The organism is Sphingobium fuliginis, from assembly GCF_004152845.1.
GTDB lineage: Bacteria > Pseudomonadota > Alphaproteobacteria > Sphingomonadales > Sphingomonadaceae > Sphingobium > Sphingobium fuliginis.
The window spans coordinates 160,731-185,973 of the sequence record NZ_SEON01000004.1; the positions used below are offsets into that span (position 1 = coordinate 160,731).

At 63.8% G+C, this 25,243-nt stretch carries 20 protein-coding genes; 9 read left to right on the forward strand and 11 right to left on the reverse strand.

Going from position 1 to position 25,243, the window contains the following annotated elements; all coding sequences use genetic code 11:
- Nucleotides 1–74: 74 nt before the first annotated feature.
- Together EWH10_RS11775 and EWH10_RS11780 are read right to left on the reverse strand one after the other, a co-directional pair.
- Nucleotides 75–1,022 carry an MDR family NADPH-dependent oxidoreductase gene (locus EWH10_RS11775; RefSeq protein ID WP_044660670.1) on the reverse strand — a complete coding sequence of 316 codons (948 nt, stop codon included), beginning with the start codon at nucleotides 1,020–1,022 and terminating at the stop codon, nucleotides 75–77.
- A 19-nt stretch (nucleotides 1,023–1,041) separates the two neighbouring features.
- Nucleotides 1,042–1,884 carry an IclR family transcriptional regulator gene (locus EWH10_RS11780; protein WP_025550544.1) on the reverse strand — a complete coding sequence of 281 codons (843 nt, stop codon included), beginning with the start codon at nucleotides 1,882–1,884 and terminating at the stop codon, nucleotides 1,042–1,044.
- A 159-nt stretch (nucleotides 1,885–2,043) separates the two neighbouring features.
- On the opposite strand from EWH10_RS11780, the gene EWH10_RS11785 reads away from it, so the two are divergent.
- Entirely contained in the window at nucleotides 2,044–2,817 is a 774-nt protein-coding gene (locus tag EWH10_RS11785; protein WP_044660671.1) for an IclR family transcriptional regulator, read from the forward strand.
- Nucleotides 2,818–2,842: 25 nt separating this feature from the next.
- On the opposite strand, the gene EWH10_RS11790 is transcribed toward EWH10_RS11785, so the two are convergent.
- Nucleotides 2,843–4,069, reverse strand: coding sequence for an amidohydrolase family protein (locus tag EWH10_RS11790; protein WP_025550540.1), 1,227 nt, complete (start codon nucleotides 4,067–4,069; stop codon nucleotides 2,843–2,845).
- Between the two features lie 282 nt (nucleotides 4,070–4,351).
- Between EWH10_RS11790 and EWH10_RS11795 the strand changes: the two genes are divergently transcribed.
- The 3 genes from EWH10_RS11795 to EWH10_RS11805 are packed head-to-tail and all read left to right on the forward strand — an operon-like array spanning nucleotide 4,352 to nucleotide 6,922.
- Nucleotides 4,352–4,780, forward strand: coding sequence for a carboxymuconolactone decarboxylase family protein (locus EWH10_RS11795; protein ID WP_025550538.1), 429 nt, complete (start codon nucleotides 4,352–4,354; stop codon nucleotides 4,778–4,780).
- A complete protein-coding gene (locus EWH10_RS11800) occupies nucleotides 4,777–6,414 on the forward strand; it encodes an AMP-binding protein (protein ID WP_083198941.1) in 1,638 nt (545 codons plus the stop codon). The genes EWH10_RS11795 and EWH10_RS11800 overlap by 4 nt, the downstream gene beginning before the upstream one ends.
- Before the next feature lie 19 nt (nucleotides 6,415–6,433).
- Nucleotides 6,434–6,922, forward strand: coding sequence for a VOC family protein (locus tag EWH10_RS11805; RefSeq protein WP_226870406.1), 489 nt, complete (start codon nucleotides 6,434–6,436; stop codon nucleotides 6,920–6,922).
- A gap of 25 nt (nucleotides 6,923–6,947) precedes the next feature.
- Here the strand turns inward: EWH10_RS11805 and EWH10_RS11810 are convergent, their stop codons facing one another.
- The 7 genes from EWH10_RS11810 to EWH10_RS11840 all read right to left on the reverse strand — a co-directional run bounded on the left by EWH10_RS11810 (nucleotide 6,948) and on the right by EWH10_RS11840 (nucleotide 16,731).
- On the reverse strand, nucleotides 6,948–8,033 hold the full coding sequence (locus EWH10_RS11810; RefSeq protein ID WP_044660672.1) for a phosphotransferase: 1,086 nt from the start codon (nucleotides 8,031–8,033) through the stop codon (nucleotides 6,948–6,950).
- A 105-nt stretch (nucleotides 8,034–8,138) separates the two neighbouring features.
- Complete coding sequence (locus tag EWH10_RS11815) at nucleotides 8,139–10,487, reverse strand: TonB-dependent receptor (protein WP_025550532.1); 2,349 nt, start codon at nucleotides 10,485–10,487, stop codon at nucleotides 8,139–8,141.
- Between the two features lie 318 nt (nucleotides 10,488–10,805).
- Nucleotides 10,806–12,050, reverse strand: coding sequence for a hypothetical protein (locus EWH10_RS11820; protein ID WP_025550530.1), 1,245 nt, complete (start codon nucleotides 12,048–12,050; stop codon nucleotides 10,806–10,808).
- Nucleotides 12,051–12,090: 40 nt separating this feature from the next.
- Nucleotides 12,091–13,299, reverse strand: a complete 1,209-nt coding sequence (locus tag EWH10_RS11825; RefSeq protein WP_025550528.1) for a sulfotransferase family protein — start codon at nucleotides 13,297–13,299, stop codon at nucleotides 12,091–12,093.
- Between the two features lie 78 nt (nucleotides 13,300–13,377).
- Complete coding sequence (locus EWH10_RS11830) at nucleotides 13,378–14,328, reverse strand: MarR family winged helix-turn-helix transcriptional regulator (protein ID WP_226870402.1); 951 nt, start codon at nucleotides 14,326–14,328, stop codon at nucleotides 13,378–13,380.
- A gap of 56 nt (nucleotides 14,329–14,384) precedes the next feature.
- Nucleotides 14,385–15,512: an acyl-CoA dehydrogenase family protein gene (locus EWH10_RS11835; RefSeq protein WP_025550525.1), complete on the reverse strand. Its 1,128-nt coding sequence runs from the start codon at nucleotides 15,510–15,512 to the stop codon at nucleotides 14,385–14,387.
- 16 nt (nucleotides 15,513–15,528) lie between these two features.
- Nucleotides 15,529–16,731 (reverse strand): acyl-CoA dehydrogenase family protein, encoded by a 1,203-nt coding sequence (locus EWH10_RS11840; RefSeq protein WP_025550524.1) that lies wholly within the window; start codon nucleotides 16,729–16,731, stop codon nucleotides 15,529–15,531.
- A gap of 149 nt (nucleotides 16,732–16,880) precedes the next feature.
- On the opposite strand from EWH10_RS11840, the gene EWH10_RS11845 reads away from it, so the two are divergent.
- Nucleotides 16,881–17,654 carry an SDR family NAD(P)-dependent oxidoreductase gene (locus tag EWH10_RS11845; protein WP_025550522.1) on the forward strand — a complete coding sequence of 258 codons (774 nt, stop codon included), beginning with the start codon at nucleotides 16,881–16,883 and terminating at the stop codon, nucleotides 17,652–17,654.
- Nucleotides 17,655–17,990: 336 nt separating this feature from the next.
- Here the strand turns inward: EWH10_RS11845 and EWH10_RS11850 are convergent, their stop codons facing one another.
- Nucleotides 17,991–19,664 carry a GMC family oxidoreductase gene (locus tag EWH10_RS11850; protein ID WP_025551345.1) on the reverse strand — a complete coding sequence of 558 codons (1,674 nt, stop codon included), beginning with the start codon at nucleotides 19,662–19,664 and terminating at the stop codon, nucleotides 17,991–17,993.
- 185 nt (nucleotides 19,665–19,849) lie between these two features.
- Between EWH10_RS11850 and EWH10_RS11855 the strand changes: the two genes are divergently transcribed.
- From EWH10_RS11855 to EWH10_RS11870, 4 genes are all read left to right on the forward strand, one after another.
- Nucleotides 19,850–20,638 (forward strand): SDR family NAD(P)-dependent oxidoreductase, encoded by a 789-nt coding sequence (locus EWH10_RS11855; RefSeq protein ID WP_044660673.1) that lies wholly within the window; start codon nucleotides 19,850–19,852, stop codon nucleotides 20,636–20,638.
- Nucleotides 20,639–20,680: 42 nt separating this feature from the next.
- Entirely contained in the window at nucleotides 20,681–22,156 is a 1,476-nt protein-coding gene (locus tag EWH10_RS11860) for an aldehyde dehydrogenase (RefSeq protein ID WP_025551343.1), read from the forward strand.
- Nucleotides 22,157–22,160: 4 nt separating this feature from the next.
- Nucleotides 22,161–23,504 carry an MFS transporter gene (locus EWH10_RS11865; protein WP_025551341.1) on the forward strand — a complete coding sequence of 448 codons (1,344 nt, stop codon included), beginning with the start codon at nucleotides 22,161–22,163 and terminating at the stop codon, nucleotides 23,502–23,504.
- Between the two features lie 109 nt (nucleotides 23,505–23,613).
- Entirely contained in the window at nucleotides 23,614–25,188 is a 1,575-nt protein-coding gene (locus EWH10_RS11870; protein WP_025551339.1) for an AMP-binding protein, read from the forward strand.
- Nucleotides 25,189–25,243 lie beyond the last annotated feature (55 nt).

Genomic DNA, 25,243 nt, shown 5'->3' on the forward strand with positions numbered 1-25,243 from the left:
TATAAGAACCCCTTCCCCAGCAGGCATCGGGCTTCCAAGTCAACGGCGCGACCAAGGCCTTCACATGCCCGATATCATTGCGTCAGATCGAACAGCACGCGCCCGCCCCCGCCCGTCCGGGCAAGCGCAATCCCCTCCTCCGCACGGGACAGCGGAACGATGGCGCGCACCGGCAGGGACGGCGGATCGGCGGCATGGAGCGCGGCCAGTTCCGCGAACATGGCGTGCACGCCCTCAACACCCATGGCCTCCTCCGCGGGGCGAAGGCTGAAGCCCAAGATCGAGAGGCCACCCCCGGTCAGCAATTGCGAACGAACCTGGATCGGCTCGCCGGAGAGATGGCCGAACAGCAACAGCCGGCCGCCCGGCGCCAGGCAGCTTGCAAGCCGGTCGGTCGCCGCGCCCGCCACGCAATCGAGTGCGGCGCGGACAGGCCGCCCGCCCGACGCCGCCAGTGCGCGCTCCGCCAGACCGTCGCCGTCCAACAGCGCATCGGGTGTCGCGGGATGCGGCCTTCCCACGACATCGACAACCTTGACGTCCATGCGCGCGGCAAAGGTGCGAACCCAATGCGCCACGACCGATCCCGCACCATTTTGAATGATCGCATCGCCCGGAAGCACGCCAGCATGGCGCAGGAGCAGATGCGCAGTAGGAGGGTTGATGCGCAACATCGCCGCCTGCACGGGATCGAATCCGGCCGGCAGAGCTATCAGATGGCGACGGGGCAAAAGGCGCATCGCACACCAGTTGCCCCGGCCAAGCACCATCACCAGATCGCCCGGACGAAGGTCGGCAACGGCTTCGCCCACTGCCTCCACCAGCCCCGCGCCCTCGGCTCCCAGCGGTTGGTCATGCGGCAGATCAAAGGAATATCCGCCTTCAATCGCCAGAAGGTCAGCCGGATTGACAGGCGCATAGGCCATGCGCACCAGCACTTCATCATTCCGGGGCACGGACGGCGCCGGCGCCTCCGCAAGGCGGACACGCCCCTTTCCGCAGGGCAGCACCGCGCGGTTCACGCCGATACCGGCCCTGCGCTCAGGCGAAATGCCGCCGGTAGCTGGCGATCTTGATCGTCTCGGGCATTTTCACGACATTGCTGCTGTCCCGCTCCAGCCCGTCTTCCTCCTGATGCAGTTCGGCAATCCGGGCTTTGCGGCTGATCAGCAGGTCCAGCATTTCCTGTCCGCGCTCCGCAATCACGGACGGCCGGGCGATGACGCTGACGGTCAGCCGATCCATATTCCGGCCGAAAGGCAGCAATACAGCGACGCAGCCGACCCCGTCCCGATCCTGTTCGATGGCCCAGCCCTTTTCACGCAGCACGGCGAATTCGGACAGAAGCTCGGCCAGGCGGACATGCCGGGACAGGTCTGTTTCCTCCGCGTTCAGGCGGTGGACCGCGGAACGGATGCCTTCATTGCGGTAGCTCGAAAGCAGCAGCCGCCCCTGCGTGCTGTGCAGGATGGACAGCTGATCGCCCGCATGAGCATCGAGCGCATCCTCATTATTGCCGTGGATGACATGCAGATGCTGCAGCACATAGTTGGAACTGGTCGACAGCAGCACCGTTTCGCCCGTCAGCTTGGCGATCTCGTCGATTGCGGACAGCACCGGCCCGCCACGGAACAATGAAGGCTTCACCCAGGCGCCGAGCAGGGCGACCCGCGCGGTCGGACTGTAGGTCCGGCGAACGCGATTATAGTGGAGATAGCCCAGCCGCGTCAGGCAGCGGAGCAGTTCGGATGTGCTGGATTGCGGATAGTTCAGCGTGCGCGACATTTCCATGACGGTGGCGACGCGGCGATCCTGGTCGAAATATTCCAGGATCTCCAGCACTCGATGCGCGGATTTGATGGTCCGGGATGCGCTGGTGGCCATTGGCTTTCCTCTTCCTCCCGCGGATGCATGAAATTGCATCTGCTGCACGGATTTTCGTACCGCATCATGAATATAATGTCCAACGGTTTTTCGAATTGCGTTCGAATTTTCGAACGGCTATGCAATGCGAGTTGAGACCGGAAAGGTGAACAGGGGACGATGCAGCAGGCCAAATCAGAGGAAACCCGCGCCCGCGGACCGAAGGCGATCACCCGCGTGCTCGATCTGCTGGCCCTGCTGGCAGGCAAGCAGGACGGCATGAGCCTGGCCGAACTCAGCGTGGTCATGACGGTGCCCAAGAGCACATTCATCGACACGCTGCGGGGCCTGTGCGACATGCATTATCTGTCCTGTCAGGAGGGGCGATACCGACTGGGTCCGGCGGCCTATCATTTCGCCAGCCGGATCGTGCGCCATTGGTCTGCGCCGGAACTCATCCGCGCCCTGGTCAAGCAGCTCGCCTCCGAAACCCGCGAGTCGGTGGGGTTCGCCATTGCCGATTGGGAAATCGGGCAGGCCATCTACACCGAGGCGAGCAACAGCCCGCAGCCGGTGCGATATGCCATGCAGGCGGGGCTGCGTGCGCCGCTCTACGCCAGCGCTGCCGGGCGTGTCCTCATGGCCTTTGCCAGCCCCGAACAGGTGGAGGAATATCTGGCCCGCGCCCATCTCAGGAAGTTGACGGACAGCACGCGGACCGACCCCGATGTCATCCGCGCCGGCCTCGCGGCGATACGCGAACAGGGCTATTGCGCCAGCTTCGGGGAGATGTTGAGCGACACCGCGGCCCTGGCGGTGCCGGTCATGGGCCCTGACGGCGATCTGCTGGGGGCGCTCATGCTGGCGGCTCCGCTGGACCGGATGAAGCAGAATTTCGAACGGCTTCTGAATGCCACGGTGGAGGCGGGCCGCCACGCCTCAGCGGGAAGCTGACGCGCGGCGACGGGTCGGATCAGGTTCAGACCGGCAGGCCCATGAAGCGCATGCCGTTTTCATACATGACCTTGCGCACATCCGATGCCGACAGGCCCCTGCACGCTTCCTCCGCGAACAGGCGCGGTTCCGCGACGCCTTCCGCATGGGGATAGTCCGATCCCATCAGAACCCAATCGGCATTGCCGACCTGATCGATGATGGATTTCAGATCGTCCTCCGGATAGGCGACGACCGACATATGGCGAGCAAAGATGGCGCTCGGCCGGTCCTTCAACTGGCCGGCGGGCCAATGGCCGTTCTTCGCGATGCCCCGGCACTTGTCCATCTTCACCAGCATGGACGGAACCCATTCGGCGCCATTTTCGGCCGACAGCAGCCTTATATTGGGAAAGCGTTCGAAGAAGTTCCAGAAGATGAAGCTCGACAGCGTCTCGATCACCGGCCGTTCCGAATAGCCGTGCATCCACACGAAGGCGGACTGCCGGATGCGCGATTGCTGCATCCCCTCCCCCCACAGCGCCATATGATCCTTCATGTAGATGGCTTCGGAGACATGGAAGACGACGCGGATGCCGGCTTCATTGGCGATCGCCCAGAAGGGATCGTGATCGGGATGCGCGGGCGCCTTGCCGTTATAGGGGCCCATCGGCATCAGGATGAGCTTCGCGCCCTTGGCGACGACATCCTTCAGCGCCTTGCAGGCTTCCTCGACATTGTCGAGCGTCATGATGGGGCATGAGAAGATGCGGTCGTTGTAATTATACTTCCACTGGTCGTACATCCAGCCATTATAGGCGTTCAATACCGGATAGGCATAGCGCGGGTCGTCCAGGAAACTGATGGCCGTGATCATGTTGCCGACGAAGAGGATGGACGAACGCACATCCCAGGCATCGAGCAGTTTCACCCGTTCCCCCGGCTCGACCATGGCCGGGGTCTTGGGCACATGCATGTCGATCTCGGCCTTGCCTTCCTTCATGGCGCGCAGCCATTCATGCAGCTTGCCGGGCGCGGGAACGCGGCCATCCTCGAACAGATGGTCGGCGCTGATCTCCACCTTGCGCGGCCCCACATACATGGCGAAGTCGCTGTCCGGTCCTGTCTTGAACGTGACGCCATAACGTTCGGCGGCGTCTTGGGGCAGATATTTCGTCCACGCCTCATCCGTTTCCCAGAAATGCGTATCGGCATCGAAGATCGGACCGGAATAGACAGGCGAAGTTTCCGCCGCTTCGATTTGTGCAGACATGATGTTCCTTCCCCAAAACCATGACGTTATTCGATATGATCTGGACCACGCCGCCATCAAACCCGGGCGCCGAGTGTCGAAACCTGTAAGTGTCGAAATCTATATAGGCATGGCTGCATGTCGCGAATATCGGCCCGGCCCTGCCATCACATAGGCGATGGGATGCTGATGCCATCAGATGGCCGATCAGTGTGTGTTACCCTCCGATGGCGGTGGCGGCGTTATTGACGCGGGCACGCCGCCACCCATAGGCCAGACAATCAAAACGCATGGAGGCAATGGATGGCTGAGCTGGACGAGAAACAGAAATCGGGCGTCGACTTCATCAGCGGCATCATGGGCGAAGGGTTCGGCAACGCCTTTCGGGAAGCCTGCACCGCTGACCGTTTCGGCTCGCCCATTCCGCGCATGGCGGCAAGCTGGGCCTTTCACGACGCGTGGCAGCATCAGGGCCTTGCGCCCAGGGAAAAGAGCATGGCCGTCATATCGGCGCTCATCGCCATGCGACAGTCGCTGGAACTGAAGAACCACGTCAAGATCGGCATCGCCAACGGACTGACGGCGCAAGAGCTGGAGGGATTGCTGGTGCAGCTTACGCCCTATGTCGGCTTCCCCTGCATCGCCTCCGCCACCACGGCGGTCATCGAGGCCATGCGGGAAGCGGGCGTGTCCCCGGACGTGCAGACGGCGGAGGAAAAGGGGCTGTTGTGACCGGCGCGACGACCATGGCGAATCCGCATTTTTCCGACCTGCCGAAGACGCTGGAACACACATTGCCGGAAGTCATCGCGCATGTCGCGGCACGCTATGGCAGCACGCCCTTCATCATAGGCGAGGACGGAGCGCGGATCAGCTTCGCGCAATATAAGGACCGGGTGGACGGTCTTGCCCGCGCCCTGATCGCCCATGGCGTCGCCCATGGCGGCCGGGTGGCGATCTGGGCGCCCAACAGCCCGGAATGGATGATCGCGGCGGCGGCGGCGGAAAGCATCGGCGCGATCATGGTGCCGGTCAACACCCGCTTCAAGGGTGGGGAAGCGCTCTACATATTGGCGAAGACGCGCGCCAAGATCCTGTTCACCGTGACGGGATTTCTGGGCAATGACTATGCCGCCATGCTGGTTCAGGCGGGCGGCGGCGCAGGCGAAACCGGGCCGGTGCGCGACCTGCCGGGGTTGAGCCATATCGTGGCGCTGGACGGGCCTGCCTTCGCCGCCTTCCAGCGCGAACAGGCGGACGAGGCCGCGCTGGCGGCGCGAATCGCGGCCGTGACGCCGCAGACCATCGCGGACATTCTTTTCACCAGCGGCACCACCGGGCAGCCGAAGGGCGCGATGCACAATCATGGGCAGGCGCTGTGGGTGCCGGCCATCTGGAACGAATCCAACGACCTGCGGGCGGGCGACCGCATGGCCATCGTCAATCCCTTCTTCCACAGCTTCGGTTACCGGTCGGGCTGGATTTCCGCGCTGGTCGCGGGAATCACCGTCTATCCGCTGGCGACATTCGACGCGGAAGCGCTGCTGGGGCTGATCGAGCGCGAGAAGATCAGCGTGCTGATGGGACCGCCGACCATCTTCTTCTCGCTGATGGAGCATCCGCGTTTCGGCGCGTTCGACATCTCATCCCTGCGGGTCGGGCATACGGGCGCATCCAATGTTCCGGTGGAGTTGATCCGCGCCGGGCGGGAAATATTCGGGTTCGACCTGTTCCTGACCAGCTTCGGCCAGACCGAATGCACGGCGCTGGCCACAGTCAACTATCCCGACGCCAGCTTTGAAACCATTGCGAAGACCGTCGGCAAGCCGCTGCCCGGCGTCGAACTGCGCATCGTCGATGGGGACGGCAATCCGCTGCCTCCCGGAGAAAGCGGCGAACTGCTGATTCGCGGGCCAGTGGTCATGCAGGGCTATTTCGAGGAGCCGGAGCAGACCGCGGCGACGATCGACGCGGATGGCTGGCTTCATAGCGGCGATGTCGGGTGCATTGGCGAGGACGGCACGCTCCGCATTCTCGACCGCCTCAAGGATGTCGTCATCGTCGGCGGATTCAACGCCTATCCGGCGGAGATCGAGAATATCCTGCGCAAACATCCCGCCATCGCTGATGTCTGCATCATCGGCTGGCCCGACGATCGCATGGGCGAGGTCTGCGCAGCCTGCGTCATCCTTAAGGCAGGCGCGGCGCTGACGCTGGCTGAACTGACCGCCTGGAGTCGCGAGCAGATGGCGAATTACAAGGTGCCGCGCCATTTGTTCCTGGTGGATGACTTTCCGCGCACGCCCTTGGGGAAAATCCAGAAATTCCTGCTGCGCGACCAGGCGAAGGCCCAAGCCGCGGGCTGATCACAGAATGGAAGCGAGCATGACCATGAAATTCAAGGGCGACTTCTATCAGATCGGCGTCGTCGTGCGCGACATCGATGCAGGCATGGCGCATTATCGCAATCTGCTGGGCCTTGGGCCTTTCTGGCGGCTCGATACCGATTATGAAGGGCGCTATCGCGACTGGCGCGGGCGCTTCGCCAATAGGAACGCCTTCACCAAATGGGGCGACGTCTATCTGGAAATGATCGAGCCGGTGGTCGGCCAAGGGAACGCCAGGGAATGGCTGGAAACGCGCGGTGAAGGCATTTTCCATCTCGGCTATGCGGTCGACGACCTGTCGCAGCGGCCCGATGGCGTCGATTGCGTGTTCGAGAGTTGGGGCGCCAAAATGCCCAATGGCGATGCGGCGGTGATCCACCTCGATACGGTGGAGCAGCTTGGTTATTATGTGGAGCTTTCGGACCGGGCTTTGGTCGACAGGCTGAACGCCAGAATCGACAAGTTCATGAATGAACTGGCGATATGAACGCGCGCTGCGTCTCCTATTTGCCTTAGGGCAATAGGAGACGCAGATCGTGGTCGAGCGCCGCCTGCCCGAAGCGGGCGGCATAGGCGGTGTTGACGGCCTCGGTCTGGAAGCGCACCTCATTGGTGAGGAAGATGAACAGGCCCCACAGAATGGACCGCCTGTAGTCGAGCCAGGCCGATTCCCAATCCAGAACGGGACCACCCTCCCGCGCCAGCGCGTCGAGATAGATACGCAGAAGATCGCCTTCCCATGCGGCGCGGTCAGCCAGGTCGGCGGCGCAGACGATATGATAGGAGACTTCATGGTGCCAGGCGGTCTGCGCCACCTGCGCGTCGAAATAGCCGGGCGTGCCGTCCTCCAATATGTAGAGATTGCCCAGATGCGTGTCGCCATGGATCAGGCAGCGGGGCTGGGCGCGCTGAATCTCTCCTATGGTCATCAGCGCCCGTTCCATCCAGTCGCGGTCGTGCAGCCGGGTGGAGACGGCCGCGCCACGCGGCGAGGCCATATAATGCGCCCAGACATCGGGCAGGAGATAACGGCGCATATAGTCCAGCCCCCAACCGTCGAACCGGCTGGCGATGTCGGCCCAGCGGCCACCGGGCCGGAAATGGGGTGAAGCCCAGGTCGCGGCATGATAGGCGGCCATGGTCTCCATGCGGCGGGCGATCTGGTCGAACCGCTGCGGACGCAAGGCGTCGCAGAAATCGACGCCGGGGCGCTTCAGATCCTCCATGATGACGATGGACTGGTGCGAATGGGGGTCGGTGCCCGCGAAATAGGCGCGCGGCGACGGCATGGGGATGAGCGGCTGGATGTCGGCGTAGAAGCGCGTTTCATTGGCGTACATCGCCGCCATCTTCGGGCTATGCTCCTCAAAGCCGCCCTTGACGATCAGGGTTTCGCCAATCTGCCCGGCGCCCTCCCCTTCCACGGCGAGGCGAACGCGAATCTTGGTCGATGTGCCGAGAATGACATCGATCACCTGCGATTCAACAACGGATATATGAGGCAGCCGCTGGCGCAAGGCGCGGGTCAGCCACGCGCTGTCGATCTGCTGCGGCGTCAACGGCAGGGCTAGCGCATCGGCGGGATAAGCCTCACTCATCATTCTCTCCAGCGTCGTTTCCGCACAGAATGCCAGACGGCGGCGTGCAAGAAAAAGGGGACGCAGAACTCTGCGCCCCCTTGATGCTTCACGGCCCGGGCCGGATCAGAATTTGAAGCCGACTTCCACGCCATAGGTGCGCGGTTCGCCGTAGACGCTGTTCTGGAAGCCCAGCCCTTCCGCGATGAGGCCCAGCACGCCGATGCGGTAGGTCTCGTTCAGCGCGTTGTTGACGAAGGCCGCCACCGAAGCGCCCGAACCGCCGACATTGTTGAGTTCGGCGCGCAGGTTGATCAGCGAATAGGCGGGCTGCACGCCCTGTATCTCGAAGTCGTCGAGATAGATCTTGCTGCGCCAGGTATAGTTCAGGACGAAGTTGAGCTGGCCCAGATCTTCGCTGACCGGCGGCGAAATGGTTGCCGTGGCGCCGAGCTGATGCTTGGGCACCCCGCGCTGTTCGAACTCGGTCAGGCCGTTCAGCACGACCCGGCCCGCCCGGATGTCGACCTTCGTATAGGAATAGAAGGCCGCCAGCGAGAAGCTGTCGGTGCTGAAATTCGCCTCGAACTCGCCGCCGACATTGCGCTGCTTGGCGGTGTTGTCGACGATGGTGAAGACATTGCCGTCGATGAAGGTCGCGCGCTGCTTCTGCACGTCGCTGCCGTCCTGACGGAACAGGGCGGTGCTGGTGGTCAGGCGGCCCGCGCCCAGCCGGTGGTTGGTCTTCAGGCCGATTTCATATTCATCGACGAATTCGGGCAGGAACGGCCGCAGCGTGATCGCGTCGGTGGCCCGGGTCGAAAAGCCGCCCGCGCGGAAACCATGGCGATAGGACGCATAGGTGGTGACTTCCGGGCTCGGCTCATATTGCACCGTCGCGTCGTAGGTCCATTCCTTGAACGACTTGCTGTTGGTGAAGGAACATTGGCTGAGCGGAACCCGCTGAACGCCGGCAGTCGACGTATCGGTGTCGAACGAGCAGCGGCCGAAGGTGCCGTCAGCATTGGGATAGTTGGGCTGCGAAGGCGAAACGGTGATCTTGCGCTTGTCATAATTATAGCGAAGACCGCCGGACAGGCTGAGCTGATCCGTGACCTTGAAGGTGCCGGCGACGAATGCGGCCGCGGTGCGCGAATAGCCTTCGCCCGGATTGCTGGTGACGAACAGCGTCGCGTCTGTCGTCGCAGGATTGAGGCCGGCTCCCAGGATATTCAGTTGAGGCAGCGTATTGGCGAGCGAACCGTCAATGCCCTTTTCCTCGAAATAATAACCGCCGACGATGAGGTCGAGCCGGTTTTCGAACATCTTGGCCTGAAGTTGCAGTTCTTCGGAAATGTTGCGTGAACGCGCAAACTGATAAGGGGCGATCAGGAAGGCGGGAATGCCGTCATAATCCTGAACGGTATCCCGACGCTCCTTGCGATAACCGAAGATATTCTTCAGCGTCAGGCCGTCGGCCAGATCCCAGGTCGTCTTGTTGGTGATGCCCCAGTTCTTGATGCTCTCCCGCGGCAGGCCGAACACGTCGAGATTGCTGCCATTGCCCGACCCGGAATTGAGCGTGAAGCGGCGCGAGCGGAAAAGCTGCTGCGCCTCCGCGAACTGACCCGGAATATCCGCGAGTCTGGCATAGTTGTTGAGAGCCGAAGGATAGTTGATGGACGTAAGGAAAGACGCCGTGCCGTTTTCCCGCGACTTGAACCAGTCGAATATAGTCAGCGATTCGATGCCGTTGCCCGGCGAGACCAGCGCCGACACGCGGAACGTGTCGTAATTCTGGTTGTCGAGGCGCAGGCCGCTGCCGATGTCGCGCGCCCAGCCGTCGCGTTCGCGGGTCTTACCCGCGAAGCGAAGGGCGACGGAATCCCCGACCGGCACATTCACCATGCCGAACAGGTCGTGCATGTCGTAATTGCCATATTGGCCGCGCACTTCGCCGGCGAATTCGCCCAGCTTCGGATGAGCAGGCTCGACCAGCACCGCGCCGCCGGTCATGTTGCGGCCGAAGAGCGTGCCCTGGACGCCCTTCAGAACCTGAACCGATTCCAGATCGTAAAGGCTGTTGCCGAAACCATAGGGGCGCGGCTGCACTACTTCAGCGAAATAGGTGCCGACCGGCGGGTCGGTGAAAAGCTGCGTTTCCTGCGTGCGCTGGCCGCGCAGCGAGAAGGCGACGGTGTTGCGCTGGCTCTGCGCGCTCGTGATCGACAGCGAAGGGGTGCGATATTGCAGACCCTGAACGTCGGTCACGCCCGAGCGGGAAAGCTGTTCGCCCGAAATGGCGGAGACGGAAATCGGCACATCCTGGAGCGCTTCGTCGCGACGGCGCGCCGTGACCACGATGTCGCCGCTCGACACGCCTTCGGCCTGCGGCTGCGCATTATCCTGCGCGAAGGCAGGCGCGGATATGAACAGGGCCGCACAGGTCGCGGCAAGATAGCGTCGATAGGTCATTGCATCCTCTCAAGGACTGGATGGAACCGGCCAATAGGCTCTGCTCTGAAGCCGGCGAACGGATGAAAGCCAGCTAGCCTCATTTCCGGCCATGCCAAACCCTTGATTAGCGGATGTTATGCATCATCAGATACACGATCTTCTGATCGCCGGAGGAAGAGGATGAAGATTTGAGCGGATGGTTGATTCCAGGCCACAGTTCGACCGCCGGCTTTTCGCTTTCCATTCCTGGCGGTTACATGGGCATCAACATTCCGACCACAGCAAATCTCCAGATCTTCGTCGGATGCTTTTGTCCGGCCGCCCGGATATTTTCACTCAAACGCTGATCCTGCGCGACCAGGCGGCGCGCCGTGCGCGGAGTTGATCCTCGCGCTGCTGCCGGTTCGTCCGCACGATGCCGGCGGGCAAATGCGCGTCCAGCCGGTCGAAGGGCAGGATGTCGAGCCAGTGAATCGGCCCAGCGCCCTGCTGCGTTTCCGGAAGACCCTGCCAGCGGATCATCGGCAACAGGTCGCGCAATCCGTCCGTCTGCACCCAATTGGCGACGCCCGGATCGCGCGCCGAAACGACCGCGGTGATCAGCCCGTCGGCATCGCGCGCCGATTGTGCCGCGGAGAGGCCGCTCTGCAAAAGATGCGCGTCGATGGACCGGTACCACCACATCGCCAGTTGCAGGCTGCTATAGGCCGCGCCGGCGGGGTCGAAGCGGATGATCGCCGCCTGATCCTCCTCCAGACGAAGTCTTCCGATGCTGCTTGCCTGGGTGACGAGGCCGCCGACGCTGGCCGTGCGCATGGGTTGCGGCATGCTGTTGGCCCGACGTGCCGCTGACAGGCGGAAGAACCAGAAATAGAGCGGCACCTCTTCCCGCGCCCGCCGCAGCGCTTCGTCCAGCCGCCGCTCGAAGGAGAAATGCTGGGCGCCGGCCGCATCGATCCGTTCGATCTCCAGAGCCAGTGGCGTCTCTCTTTCCCAATCCATCATCGAATCGCGCACGAACAGGAATTTGACGCGTGGATTGGTCGTCATGTGGTTGCGCCGCCCATTGGCGGGCTGATCGTCTATGGTGATCGTGAAGCGACCGTCCTGCGTCACATCGATGCCGGGCAGTTCGACTGTCTGGACGGTCATCGATGTGCCCCAATTCTCGACGAGCGTGAAGGACACATGCGCCGGGCAAGCGTCGATCACCCGGCCAGCGATCCGATAACGGCCGCCATGTGCGATGCCCGCGAGGCGATAACAATTGTCGGGATTGTCGCCGCCCATCCGCGCATCGGGCACGACCGCGCCCTTCCAGCCATGGCCCGGCATGAAATTACGCACGAAGCGAGGCCGGATCGGATCGCGGGCCGCCGCCTTGAACAGGTAATTGCCCATCCACGCATCCATCGCCGCGTCGAAAAGCGGCTCGACCTCCGGCGGCACGTCGCTGCCATGACCCACGCGCCAGAGCTGCGCGCAATGGTCGCGCGCCGCCCTGGTTGCCGCATCGTCCCACATGGCGCGAACTTCCGCTTCGGCGGCGAACTGATCCGCATTGGCGATTGGATTAGTCATCAGCCCTCTCTCATGTCGGCATTCGGCATCAGGCCGAACGTCAGGCGAAGCGCCCCAGCCTGAACCGGCGCGAATAGCCCTCGAACGCCGTCTCGATCATCTCGCGGGTGAGGCCGAAAGGCTCCAGCGCATAATCGTAGCGGCCATAGCGGTTGGAGGCATTGCCGGGATCGGCCAGCCAGGCCCGCATCCGCGCTTCGAATTCCCGTGTGCAATCCAGTTGCCAATGGCCATAGGCGCGGCGGATGACGTCCACCGGATCGCGCGTCAGGTCGTGGAAATCGACATGGAAGATGCGCGGATCGTCCACCAGCGGATTTTCCATCGTTTCGGACAACGATGCGGCGATGCTTTCGACAAAGGCGGGGCCAAGAGCCTGGAAATCCATCTGCCAGTTGGTGATGCCGCCATAGAGCACGGCCGTGATCGCCATGATCGACGGATGAACCTGAACCGGGTCCCGGTGCGGCCAGATGCACAGCGCATCGGGATAGGCTTCGAACAGCGCGTCCAGAGCGAACTGGTGATAGATGCCCTTGACCACCCAATGACTGGTGGGCTGCCGCCATTGCAACTGCTGGAGGAACTGGCGATGGAAGCGGTAGGCATCGGCAATATTGCTGGCGTCGAGGATCATCGCCAGCGCAGGCAGCTTGTACAGCAGCGAAGGATAGGCGTTCTGGAAGTCGAGGGTGAAGATTTCCTCGCATTCGATCGGGCAATGTCCGCGCTTGTCCCAATAGGGGTGCAGGGTCAGCAGACCGGGCGAGCGCATCAGCATCTCGTCCAGTTCCCTGGCGGCCAGTTCGATCCGTTCCGGCGTCGCCGGCACCTCGCCCGGCGGCGGACTGGGCGAATGGCTATGCCACCAGAGCGGTGCGCGGGCGCCAATATCCTCGGCCAGCAGCGAATGGATGAGCGTGGTGCCGGTACGGCCGAAGCCGATGACGAAAATGGGTCGCTCGATCTTCTCCTCGGCAATGGCGGGAATGCGCTTGCGATCGGCGGCAAGGCGCAGGCGCGTCGATAACAGCTTGCGCAGTTGCAGTTCGACGTCGGCCTTCTGCTCCGCGCGCAGAGGGGGCTGGTCGTTCAGCCAGGCTATGAACCGCTTGACCCGTCCGACCAGCGCGGGATCGGGCGTATCGAAATGGCCGGCGATCATCTGCGAGCTACGAATGAGAGCCGAAGCGTCTATGCCGGTCGAAAGGGCAGCGACATTTCCAACCTTTTCCGACCTGCTCCGCATCATCCGCTCCTATTTAGTTTACCAAGATATGGAAACTGGATCGGATTGGTGCTGAAAAGTCAATGAACCGGCAGAACATCACATATCTGGAGGAGGAAATTCGGAACGATCGTTCTTATCGGCAGCGGCCACGACCGCTTCCGCGACCGTCAGGGATTCTATCATGGCCTGATATTGCCGATCGCTGAGCATCGTTGGCCAAAGGATGTGCGGAGCGGTGCGATCGACCGCCACCAGCCTGGTGAGCGCGGCTCGACCTGCATGGGTCAATTCGATGAACAGGCCGCGCCGATCGTCGGGATTGGGAACGCGGCGAATGAAGCCGAGCGCCTCCAGCCGGTCGACCCGCTTGGCGACGCCCGCCAGCGACATGAGGAAATAATGTTTGAGCGCGGTCGGCGCGATGCGATGGGGCGGCCCCACGCGGTACAACGCATCGAGCAGGAGCACGTCGCCCGAGGTCAGCCCCTCCCTTGCGGCGGACTGCGTCATATGCCGCTCCATGCTGCGGGCGAGGCGCAGCAGGCGCGTGGTGACGGAATAGGCGCGGACCAGCACGGGATCATAGTCGGTCGCCCAGGCTGCCAGCGCGGCCTGAAGCGGATCGGGATTGTGCCGGCCATTATCGTTCGGACCCATATCGTTCAGGTACGGAGCATCGCTGACCTGCGCCTGCGGGTCGGGCAGGATGCGAAAGGCCGAGCCGGGCGCCAGCCGCCGGTCGGTCGACCAGAGCAGCACGCCCGCCTCGATCAGTTGATCGACCAGCCGGGATGCCGAGGATTTGCTGGCATAGTCCCACAGCCGGGCAAGGCCCGCCATGGATGGAATGGTGCGATGCACCGCATAATGCGCCTCCAGCGCGGCGCGGCATGCCTCAAGGTCCCGCCGCCCTTCCCCAGTCCTGGCCCTTCCCGTCATCGCGCCACAAAGCCATAGGCCGATACGATCCGCAAGGGGCGGGCGCGATCCGCCTGCCCGGCCAAGGACCGAAATTCCCGCCCAGGCGAATTTTCCTGCTTCGGTCAAACCCGTTCCTGCCTGCGCGGGAACAGCTTGTGCCTCGGCCCTGATCGGGACAGGCTTTAGCCGAAGATGCTGTTCCCGAACCGCTCGCCATGCTGGATCAGGTCGCCATATTGCTTTTCGATGCACATCAGGCGCCGGAAATAATGGCCGATCGCATATTCATCGGTCAGGCCATAGCCGCCATGCACCTGAATGCCGTTGCGCGAGACGGTCTGCCCGGCCTCCCCGACGACGAGCCGCGCAGCGGAGAGCGCGGCGGACCGCCTCGCCTCATCCTGATCGGCATTGGCCAAGGCATGATAGAGCATGGATCGCGCCTGATGGGCCGCGACGAAATTATCGGCCATGATATGCTGGATCGCCTGGAAGGAACCGATCGCGGCACCGAATTGCTTCCGCTCCTGAACATAGGCGCCGCAGATTTTGTTCGCTGCCTCCATCGCGCCCACCGCCTGGGCCATCAGCGCGATCGAAGCGCGGTCGATCGCCTCGCGCAGTACCGCCGAGCCGCGATTGCCGCCGATCAGCAGAGCCGCGGACGGCAGCTTTACATCGGCAAGGACGATGTCGGACGCGCGGGTGCCGTCGATCAACGCATAGGACCGGGCGGAAAGGCCGGATGCATCGGCGGGCACGAGGAACAGGCCGATGCCCTCCTCTCCCTCGATGCGAGCCGAGACGATCAACTGCCCCGCGCCCGGTGCATCGAGCGCCATGATTTTAGCACCCGACAGAATATAACCGTCGCCCGAAGGACGAGCCTGTGTGCCCGTCACTTCGACATCGAGCGGATGAGCGCCATTTTCCTGATGCGCGAGCGCGACGCGCAGCGTGCCGCCCGCGATCTCCCCCAGCAATTCCAATGCGCGCGCTTCGTCCGCCGCCTGCTTGAACACATGATCGGCCAGGACGACCGTGCTGACATAGGGTTCGGTCGCCAGCGCCTTGCCAAGCGCGATGTTGAGCAGCGCAATATCCTCCATCGTGCCGTCCAGACCGCCCGCTGCCTCCGGCACCGGCAGGGCGAGCCAGCCCAGTTCCGCGAACTGCGCCCAGCGCGCCTCGTCAAAGCCCAGCGCGCTCGATCGCTGATGCCGCCAATATTCGACGTCGGCATTTTCGGACAGCAGCCGATCGGCGCTGTCCAGAAGCATCGCCTGAATGTCCGACTTCGCGAAATCCATTGTCCCTGTCTTCCCCTCAAAGGCCGAAGGCGAGCCTGGCCAGAATATTCTTTTGGATCTGCTTCGAGCCGCCATAGATGGTCGCCGCCCGGTTGATCAGCGCCACGGTGGTCCGGCCGGGCGCATAGTCGGGCCACACGTCGGTGGGCGCCGGCGGCGGGACGGGCGCGGCGTCGAAGAAGCGCAGCGACTTGGCGCCCATGGCGTCGACCTGCAACATGGTGATTTCCTGCTGGAGTTCCGAGCCCCTGATCTTCAGCACGGAGGCGGCGGCAGCCTCCGGCTCGTCCAACTCCTCATGCGCCAGCACGCGCAGCACGGACCATTCCAGCGCGAGCAGATCCGCCTCCGCCTTCGCGAAACGGGCCCGGAAGGCGGGATCGTCCGCGACGCGGCGGCCGCCCACGCTTTCGCCAAGCGCGATGTCCTTCGCGCGGGCAAGCTCACGCTTGCTCCAGTAAATGAAACTGGACGTGGTACGCTCATGCTCCAGCAGGAACTTGGCATAGGTCCAGCCCATGCCCGGTTCCCCGATCAACTGGTCGGCGGGCACTTCGACATTGTCCAGGAACACCTCGCACAGATGCGCCTCGCCATTGATCTGCGGAATCTGGCGCACGGTGATGCCCGGCGTGTCCATCTTGATGATCAGGAAACTGATGCCGCGCTGCGGCTTTACAGTCTTGTCGGTGCGGACCAGGAAAAAGCCCCAGTCCGCATGCGCGGCGCCGCTGGTCCAGATCTTCTGCCCGTTGACGATATATTTGTCGCCGACCAGTTCGGCGCTGGTGCGCAGCGAGGCGAGATCGGAGCCCGACCCCGGTTCGGAAAAGCCCTGCGCCCACATCGTCGCGCCTTCGCGGATCATGGGCAGGAACCTGTCCTTCAGATAATCGGAACCATAGGTGTAGAGCACCGGCCCCAGCATATGCGTGCCGCCCCAGTCGAATTCGGGCGCGTCGGCCTTGTACAATTCCTCATTGAAGATGAAGAGCTGCATCGGAGTCCAGCCGCAGCCGCCAAACTCCACCGGCCAGTGCGGCACGGATCGGCCATGGGCGTTGAGGATGCGCATCCATTCCAGCAAGTCGGGCACGGCGGCGTTGTTGGCGACCTTCCGACGCTGGCGCTCCTTCATGTCGGCGGGCAAGACGCTGTCGATAAAGGCGCGCACTTCCGTCCGGAAGGTTTGAAGATCGGGATCGAGGCGCAATTCCATCGGATCGGCTCCGGCTGACTATAGGGTGATACCCGATTTCCATGGCCTGCACTCCCCAGGGGTGCAAGCAGGGCGGGGAGCAGCATCATCCATGCGATGGTGCGGCGGCACGATTTGACAGTAGATAGTCGTCATGATGAAAATCATACATGCAAAATGCAGATAAAGAAGATGCGGATGCGGAACGCGGCAGTCTGATATGGATTTCGGGCGCGACCGAGGGCATCGGCCTGGGCCTGGCGCGCAACGTTCCCTATGGCGATGCGCGCATCATCAATTTGTCGCGGCGGCCGCATCCCCATCATGAGAGCATCTTCCTCGACCTGGCCGATCCCGAGAGTTGGGACAATGTCGGCGCGCATTTTGCCGATAGCCTCGCCAATTTTCGGGGTGCCCGCGCGATATTCATCCAGAACGCGCATATGAAGGGGATGACGGGCTTTGTCGGAGAGGTGCCGCCGGACGATTATGCCCGCGACATCACCGCGAATGTCGCCGCGCCGCTTCGGTTGGGAGAGATGTTCCTGCGCGCGGTCGGAGAGAGCGGTTTTGCCGGAGAGGCGGGGCTGGTCATGATGTCCTCTTCCTCCGCCCGCTCTCCCACCATCGGACAAAGCGTCTATTGCGCCGGCAAGGCCGCCCTGGAAATGTGGGTGCGGGTGGCGCGCCGGGAACTGGCGATGCGGGATAGACGCAACGTCTGGGTCACGGCGGTGCGGCCCGGCTTCGTCGACACCCCCCTCACCCGGCATGTCGCGGCGATGGCCGACGACCATTATCCGATCGCTTCGCAGATGCGCAGGCAGATGGAACAGGGCATCGGCGTCATGGACATAGACAGCGCGGCGCGCCAGATCTGGGCCGCATTGCCGACGGACCAGTCGCTGCTGCTGTTCGGTGAGCAGGTGCGGCGGGAAGCCTAGAGTTTGTCCTGCCCAGGCGGGGTGGATAATTCCAGACTCGCCGGACTGAGTGATTTGGGTGGAATCAGGACATTCCCCCTCCCGCAGGCGGGAGGGGGCTAGGGGGTGGGCTGGCGCGGCATCTGCGCTGTTTTGCAACGGCTAAGTCAGAAGCTCGCTGCGCTCGCACCCACCCCTAACCCCTCCCGTTTACGGGAGGGGAATGTCTTGGATTGGCCATTTCCCGCCATTCCGAATTGTCCACGCGGCCTAGTTTGAACCGCGTTCCTGTGCAGGAGCAAGTCGCGCTTCAATCCAAAGCATCGCTGACTGAGACAGGCGGCGGCGCCACTCCCATCAGCTTTCTGCAAGGATCAGGTCGGAACCCTTCTCCGCGATCATCATCGTCGCTGCGTTGGTGTTGCCCGACACGACGGCGGGCATGACCGAGGCGTCGACGACCCGCAGGCCTTTCACGCCATTGACCTTCAGCGTGCCGGATACGACCGCATCCGGGCCGACGCCCATGGCGCAGGTGGAGGTGTGATGATAACCGGTCGACCCGCTAGCCCGCGCAAAGGCCAGCAATTCCTCATCGCTTTGCAGCGCTGCCCCCGGCGTCAGTTCATGGTCGAAATAGGGCGCGAGCGCGGGGCTTTCCATCACGCGGCGCGCCCAACGCAGCCCGCCGACCTGAGCGCGGCAGTCCGCCTCCGCCGACAGGAAGTTGGGCTTGATCGAGGGCGCATCATGGAAGTCGCCGCTCTTCACATGGATGGAGCCCTTCGACTGCGGCCGCATCACATAACCGCCCACCGTCATCCCCGGCAGCTTTTCCATCGTCATGGCGCCGTTTTTGGCCAGCGCCTCGAAATCCACCGTGGCGGGGCTGGCGAAGAATTGCAGGTCGGGCAGATCGAGCGCCGGATCGGACTTGAGGAAGGCCGTCAGGTTCGACCCACCCAGCGCCAGCAGTCCGGTACGGCTCGCGGCGAAACGGATCATCTGCCCCACCAGCGGCAGGCCGCGCGACATGGCGTTGAAGCTGGAAGCGCCCGGCTTGAGGCGAGCGCGGACCATCGATGCATAATGGTCCTGCAAATTCTCACCGACGTTCGGGCTGTCCACCAGCGTCGTGATGCCCAGCGCCCGCAGACGTTCGCCCTGGCCGATGCCGGACAGTTCCAGCAATTGGGGCGAATTGATCGTTCCGCCCGAAAGGATGACCTCGCGGCGCGCGCGCACCTGCCGCAGCCGGCCGCCCTTCCAATATTCGACGCCGACGGCCTTCCTGCCTTCGAACAGGATGCGCGTGACGTGGGCATGGATGATGACCTGCAGATTGGGCCGCTTCATCGCCGGGTGCAGATAGGCGACCGCCGCCGATACGCGCAGGCCCTTATGGGCGTTGAGCCGGACCCGCGCGACGCCCTCCCGCGTGGTGCCGTTCAGGTCTTTGGCCACCGGGGCGCCCGCTTCCTCGAACGCCTTCGTCATGATGTCCAGCATCGGGTGCCGCATCGGCACGTCGCTGATCTTGAGCGGGCCTTCCTGCTGGTCGCGGCTGGCGCCTTCGCCCTGCTGGTTCTCGATCCGGCGGAAATAGGTTTCCGCTTCGTCCCAGCCCCAGCCGGTCAGGCCCCTTTGCCGCCAGCCGTCATAATCTTCCGGCAAGCCGCGCACCCAGAGGATGCCGTTGATGGAGGAGGAACCGCCCAGAACCTTGCCGCGCGGGAAGAAATGCTGCCGGCCGTCCGAACCCGGATCGGGATCGGTCATGTAATTCCAGTTTATGCGCGGGTCCTTCAGCATCCTGGTGAAACCGGCGGGCACATGAATGTTCATCGTGCTCATCGCCTGCGCGGGATTGAAGAGATTCTGCAACGGCCGGTCGTCGCCGCCCGCCTCCAGCAGCGCGACCTTGTGGCGGCCGTTGGCGCTCAGCCGGTTGGCGAGCACGCAGCCGGCCGATCCCGCGCCGACGATGACATAATCGGCTTCCGCCTCCACGCTGCTCTGCGCCTCGACCATGCTGCCTTTCTCCTTATCCTCAGCACCGTGCATAGCGGGGAGGGATGAAGGGTGCGCAAGCCTTATGTCGGACTTTACCGACGAACATCGCCCTTATGATGGCTTGGCGGATGCCATCGAAATCCGGGGGTCGCCAGCGCTATGACTGCATCGGGACGTAGTCTTGGCCAAGGATGAGGATAAGAATGACGGGGCTTTTCTCGCTCGCGGGACGCACGGCGATGGTCACGGGAGCCTCCCGCGGCCTGGGCAGGGCGATCGCGCTGGGGCTGGCGGACGCGGGAGCATCGCTGATCCTCGCGGCGCGGGACGGCGCGAAGCTGGAGGAAACCGCCGAAGAAATACGGGCGGCTGGCGGGCGGGCGCAAACGATCGCGTTCGACCTGGCCGATCTGGACGCGGTGCAGGCGACGACCGACAGGCTGAACGCCGAAGGCGCGGCCATCGACATATTGGTCAATAACGGCGCCATCGGCGGATGGGGACCGCTCCACGAGTCCACCCTCGCCCATTGGGAGAATATGTTCGATGTGAACGTATCGTCCATGTATCTGCTGTGCCGCGACCTGTCGAAAGGCATGGCGGCGCGCAAATGGGGGCGGATCATCAACTTCGCCTCCTACGTCTCCGACACCGGGCGGCCGAACCTGTCCGCCTATGTCGCCAGCAAACATGCGGTGCTGGGCCTGACGCGATCCATCGCGGCCGACCTGGCGCCCCATGGCGTCACCTGCAACGCCATCGCGCCCGGGTTCTTCGACACGGACATGGCAGCGCCCACCGTCGGCCATCCGGAGCGGGCGAAAATCTTCCGCAGCGCCATAGCGCTCGACCGCTTTGGCGATCCGAAGGAGATGGTCGGCCCCGTCCAGTTCCTGGCGTCCGACGCATCGGCCTATATCACGGGCCACATGCTGCCGGTCGATGGCGGCGTCGCCAATATCCTGTCGCTGCCTGTCGTGGTCGAGACCTAAGCAGCCGCCCTTTCTTTGCCGAATCCAGAAGGAAAATCGCGCATGACCGATACGCTTCTCCACCTCGCGAACCCCGAAAAGCTGTTCATCGGCGGCGACTGGTCCCCTTCTTCGGGATCGGACGGTATCGAGATCATCTCGCCCGCCACCGAGGAGAAAGTGGGCCGCGTCGCCAAGGCGACCACCGCCGACATGGACCGCGCCATCGCGGCGGCGCGCAATGCCTTCGACAACGGCCCCTGGCCCCGCATGACCGGGCCGGAGCGCGCCGTCTATCTGCGCCGCATCGCTGAGGAAATGGCCAGGCGCAACGACGATTTCGCCCGCGCCTGGTCGCTGCAGGTGGGCATGCCCTATTCGCAATCGTCGATGACGGCCCCCTTCATGGGCGGCTATTACACCTATGCCGCGGACCTTGCCGAAAAGGGGTTTGAGGAGGTGCGCCCCGCCCTGGCCGGCGGGCATGCCATCGTCGTGCGCGAGCCGGTGGGCGTCGTCGCCGCCGTGGTGCCGTGGAACGCGCCGCTGGCCACGCTCTCCTTGAAGGTCGCCTTCGCGCTGGCGGCAGGCTGCACGATCATCGCCAAGCCTTCGCCCGAAACGCCTCTGGAAGCGCTGATCCTGGCCGAATGCATCGCGGCGGCGGGCGTGCCCGACGGCGTCTTTTCCGTCCTGACGGCGGATCGCGAAGTGTCCGATTATCTGATCCGCCATGAAGGGGTGGACAAGGTCAGCTTCACCGGTTCGACCGCCGCCGGCCTGCACATCGCCTCGGTCGTCAGCGCCCGGTCGGGACGCATCACGACGGAACTGGGCGGCAAGTCCGCCGCCATCATCCTGGACGATGCCGACATCGGCAAGGTCGTGGAAGGGATCATGCCGAACCTGGTCGGGCTGTGCGGCCAGCAATGCGCCGCCTTCAGCCGCATATTAGTGCCCGCCTCATTGAAGGGCGCGGTGGAGGAAGCGCTCGCCGCCGCCATGCAATATGTGCAGGTGGGCGATCCTTTCACTGAAACGACGCAGATGGGCCCGCTCGTCACCCAGCGCCAGCATGGCCGCGTCTTCGACTATATCCAGCAGGGGAAGGCGCAGGGCGCCCGCATCGTCACTGGCGGCAACCGCCCGGCTCATCTCGACAAGGGCTGGTTCGTGGAGCCGACCCTGTTCACCGACGCCAGCAACAACATGACCATCGCCCGCGAGGAGATTTTCGGACCCGTCGGCACGATCATCGCCTATGGCAGCGAGGAAGAGGCGATCGCCATCGCCAACGACAATATCTACGGCCTGTCGGGCGGGGTGTTCACGCAGGATGTCGAGCGCGCCTACAAGGTCGCCCGCCGCATCCGTACCGGCAATTTCGGCCATAATGGCCGCGTCATCGACTACACCATTCCCTATGGCGGCTTCAAACAGTCCGGCGTGGGCCGCGAGGGCGGTGAGGAAGGGTTGCACGGCTTCACCGAGATCAAGGCCGTCTTCATGCAGGATCTGCCTGCCCATCTGAAGGGCTGACCCCTTGCACGCGCGCGTGGATGGCCCCGCCGACGCCCCCGCCCAGACCAGTCACTGGCCGGACAATTATGGTCCGGCCAGCGCCTGGTGGACCGTCTTCATCCTGATGATCTTCCAGATCGTGTCGATGATCGACCGGCAAGTCATATCGGTGCTGATCCCGGAGATGCGGGCCGACCTTGGCCTCAACGATTTCCAGATCAGCCTGGTGCAAGGCCTGTCCTTCGCCCTCTTCTACGGGCTGATGGGGCTGGTGATCGGCGGGCTGGTCGACCGTTATTCGCGGCGCGCGATCATGTTCACCGGCATCGTGGTCTGGTCGCTGGCGGCGGCGGGCACAGGGCTGGCGCGCAGCTACAGCCAGCTCTTCGCCGGCCGGCTGCTGGTGGGCGCGGGCGAGGCGGCGGTATCCCCCGCTGGGCAGTCGCTCCTTGCCTCCATCTTCCCCCGTCATCGGCTGACGACGCCGATCGCCTGCCTTTCCGTGTCCGGCGTCATCGGCATATCGCTGTCCTACGCGCTGGGCGGCAACCTGCTCGCGCTGTTCAGCGCGGAGCCGTTGAGCGGTCCGTTCGCGGGGCTTGCCCCTTGGCGGCAAGTGCTGGTGGTGACGGGCCTGCCCGGCGTGGCGGTCGCCTTCCTCGCTTTCGCCTTTCGCGAGCCGAAGCGCCGCAGCCAGCCTCCGCCCGACCGGCAGGCGGCAAGCTGGGGCGCCTTCTTCCGCCATATCGGCGCGCATCCCCGGCTGATGCTGGGGCTGATCCTGGGATCGGCGGTGATGGCCGTCGCCATTCAGGGGACGATGGTATGGACGCCGACCTATGCCCGCCGCGTGCTGGGCGTCAGCGCGGCGGAGGTGGGAACGATGATGTCGGTCGCGGTCGCGCTGGGCGGCATCGTCGGCGGGCTGTCGCTGGGCGTGCTGATCGACCATCGCTTCGCGCGCGGCACCCGCGACATGGCGCTGCGGTTGCTGTGCGGCTTCTGCATCGCGATTCCCCCGGTTCTGGCGGCGGCCTTCGCAGCCGGCAATTTCGCCCTGCTGTTCGGCGCGATCACGCTGATGATGATGACCATGGGGTCGAGCTATGGGCCGACCATGGCCGCCGTGCAGATGATCGCGCCCATCGAGATGCGCGGACGCTTCGCCGCGCTGATGGTTTTGGCGTCCAATCTGTGCGGCTATGCGCTGGGACCGATGCTGATCGGTTTCCTGACGGATTATGTCTATGGCGATCCCATGAAGCTGGGCTGGGCGATCATCACCGGCCTGCTGACCGCCGGACCGCTCGCGGCCTGGATGGTCTGGTCGGCGCGGGGCGATTTCCTGCGCCATCTGGATCGATGAAGCCAGCCATCACAACCACGGTGATGCCAAGCTTGTCCTTCCTTCGAAGGCGAGTTCGGCCCATGCTGCAACATGGCATCGGCACCAGAATCCTGACGAAAAGGCCATCATGACGACGACTATTCCCGCCCTCATGCGCAGCGCCGCCGCGCGTCACGGGGACCGCCCGGCCCTGGTTTCGCAGACTGACGGGGCGATCAGCTATCGCGAACTCGACCGCCAGGCCGATCTGGTCGCCAAGGCCCTGATCGCGGACGGCGCCCGGCCGGGCGACCGGGCCGCCATCTGGGCGCCCAATATGTGGGAATGGGTCGCCATCGCCATCGGCATCCAGCGCGCCGCGGGCGTGATGGTGCCGCTCAACACACGCCTGAAGGGCGGCGAGGTGTCGGACATCGTGCGGCGGGGACAGATTGTCCGCCTGTTTTCCATCGGCAGTTTCCTGGGCCGCTATTATCCGGCCATGCTGAAGGACGAAGCGATGCCCGGCCTGCGCCGCCGCATCGTGTTGCGCGCCGAACCGCAGGAACTGGGCGAAGGCGAAATCGGTTTCGAGGATTTCGTCGCGCTGGCCGCAAACAGCAGCGACGCGCAGCTTGCCGAGCGCGAGGCGATGGTGAAGCCCGACACGCTGGCGGACCTCATGTTCACGTCCGGCACGACGGGAGCGCCCAAGGGCGCGCTTTTCGATCATCGCCGGTCGCTGGGCGGCGGTCAGGCATGGGTCGACATCGCCCGGCAGACGGCGGACGACCGCTATGCCGCCTTCGGTCCCTTCTCGCACAACGCATCCTACAAGGCGGGCTGGGTCGCATCGCTGATCGCGGGCAGCACGCTCTATTGGCCCGAAGCCTATGATCCGGCAAGCGTGCTCGACCTGGTGGCGAAGAACCGGATCACCGTTATGCCCGCGCCGCCGACCGTGTTCCAGGAAATGCTCGCCTTTCCCAACTGGCGCGATTGGGACATTTCGAGCTGGCGCTTCATGTCGACGGGATCGACCGTCGTGCCGATCGAACTGATGAAACGGCTCCAGGCCGAAACCCCGATCCAGGAGATCAGCACCGGCTATGGCATGACCGAATGCTGCGGCTCCGCGACGCACACCCGGCCGGGCGATCCCATGGAACGCATCGCCTATACGGTCGGCACGGCGATCCCCGGCACCGAAATCCGCGTCGCCGGGCCGGATGGCCGCTCGCTGGGGGTGGGAGAGCCGGGCGAAGTGCTGATCCGCGACGACAAGCTGCTGATCGAATATCTCGACAATCCGGAGGCGACCCGCGCCACGCTCGACGCCGATGGCTGGCTGCATTCGGGCGATGTCGGCTGTCTGGATGCGGACGGGTATCTGAAGCTCACCGACCGGCTGAAGGACATGTATATCGTCGGCGGATTCAACGTCTATCCGGCGGAGATCGAGAAGCAGATGACGGGCCTGCCGGGCATCCACCAGTCCGCCATCATCGGCGTGCCCGACCAGCGGCTGGGCGAAGTGGGCCATGCCTTCATCGTCCGGGCCGCCGGTTCCTCCATCACGGCGGAGGAGGTGATCGGCTGGGCGAAGGCCAATCTCGCCAATTACAAGATTCCTCGCGGCGTCACCTTCCTCGACGCGCTGCCGATGAATTCGACGGGGAAAGTGATCAAGTTCGCGCTGAAGGAACTGTATAAAAGCGCGTGACCGGGAAGAAGGGCGTCAGCGCCGCGCGCCCCGTCATTTCTGGCGAACCGTCAGC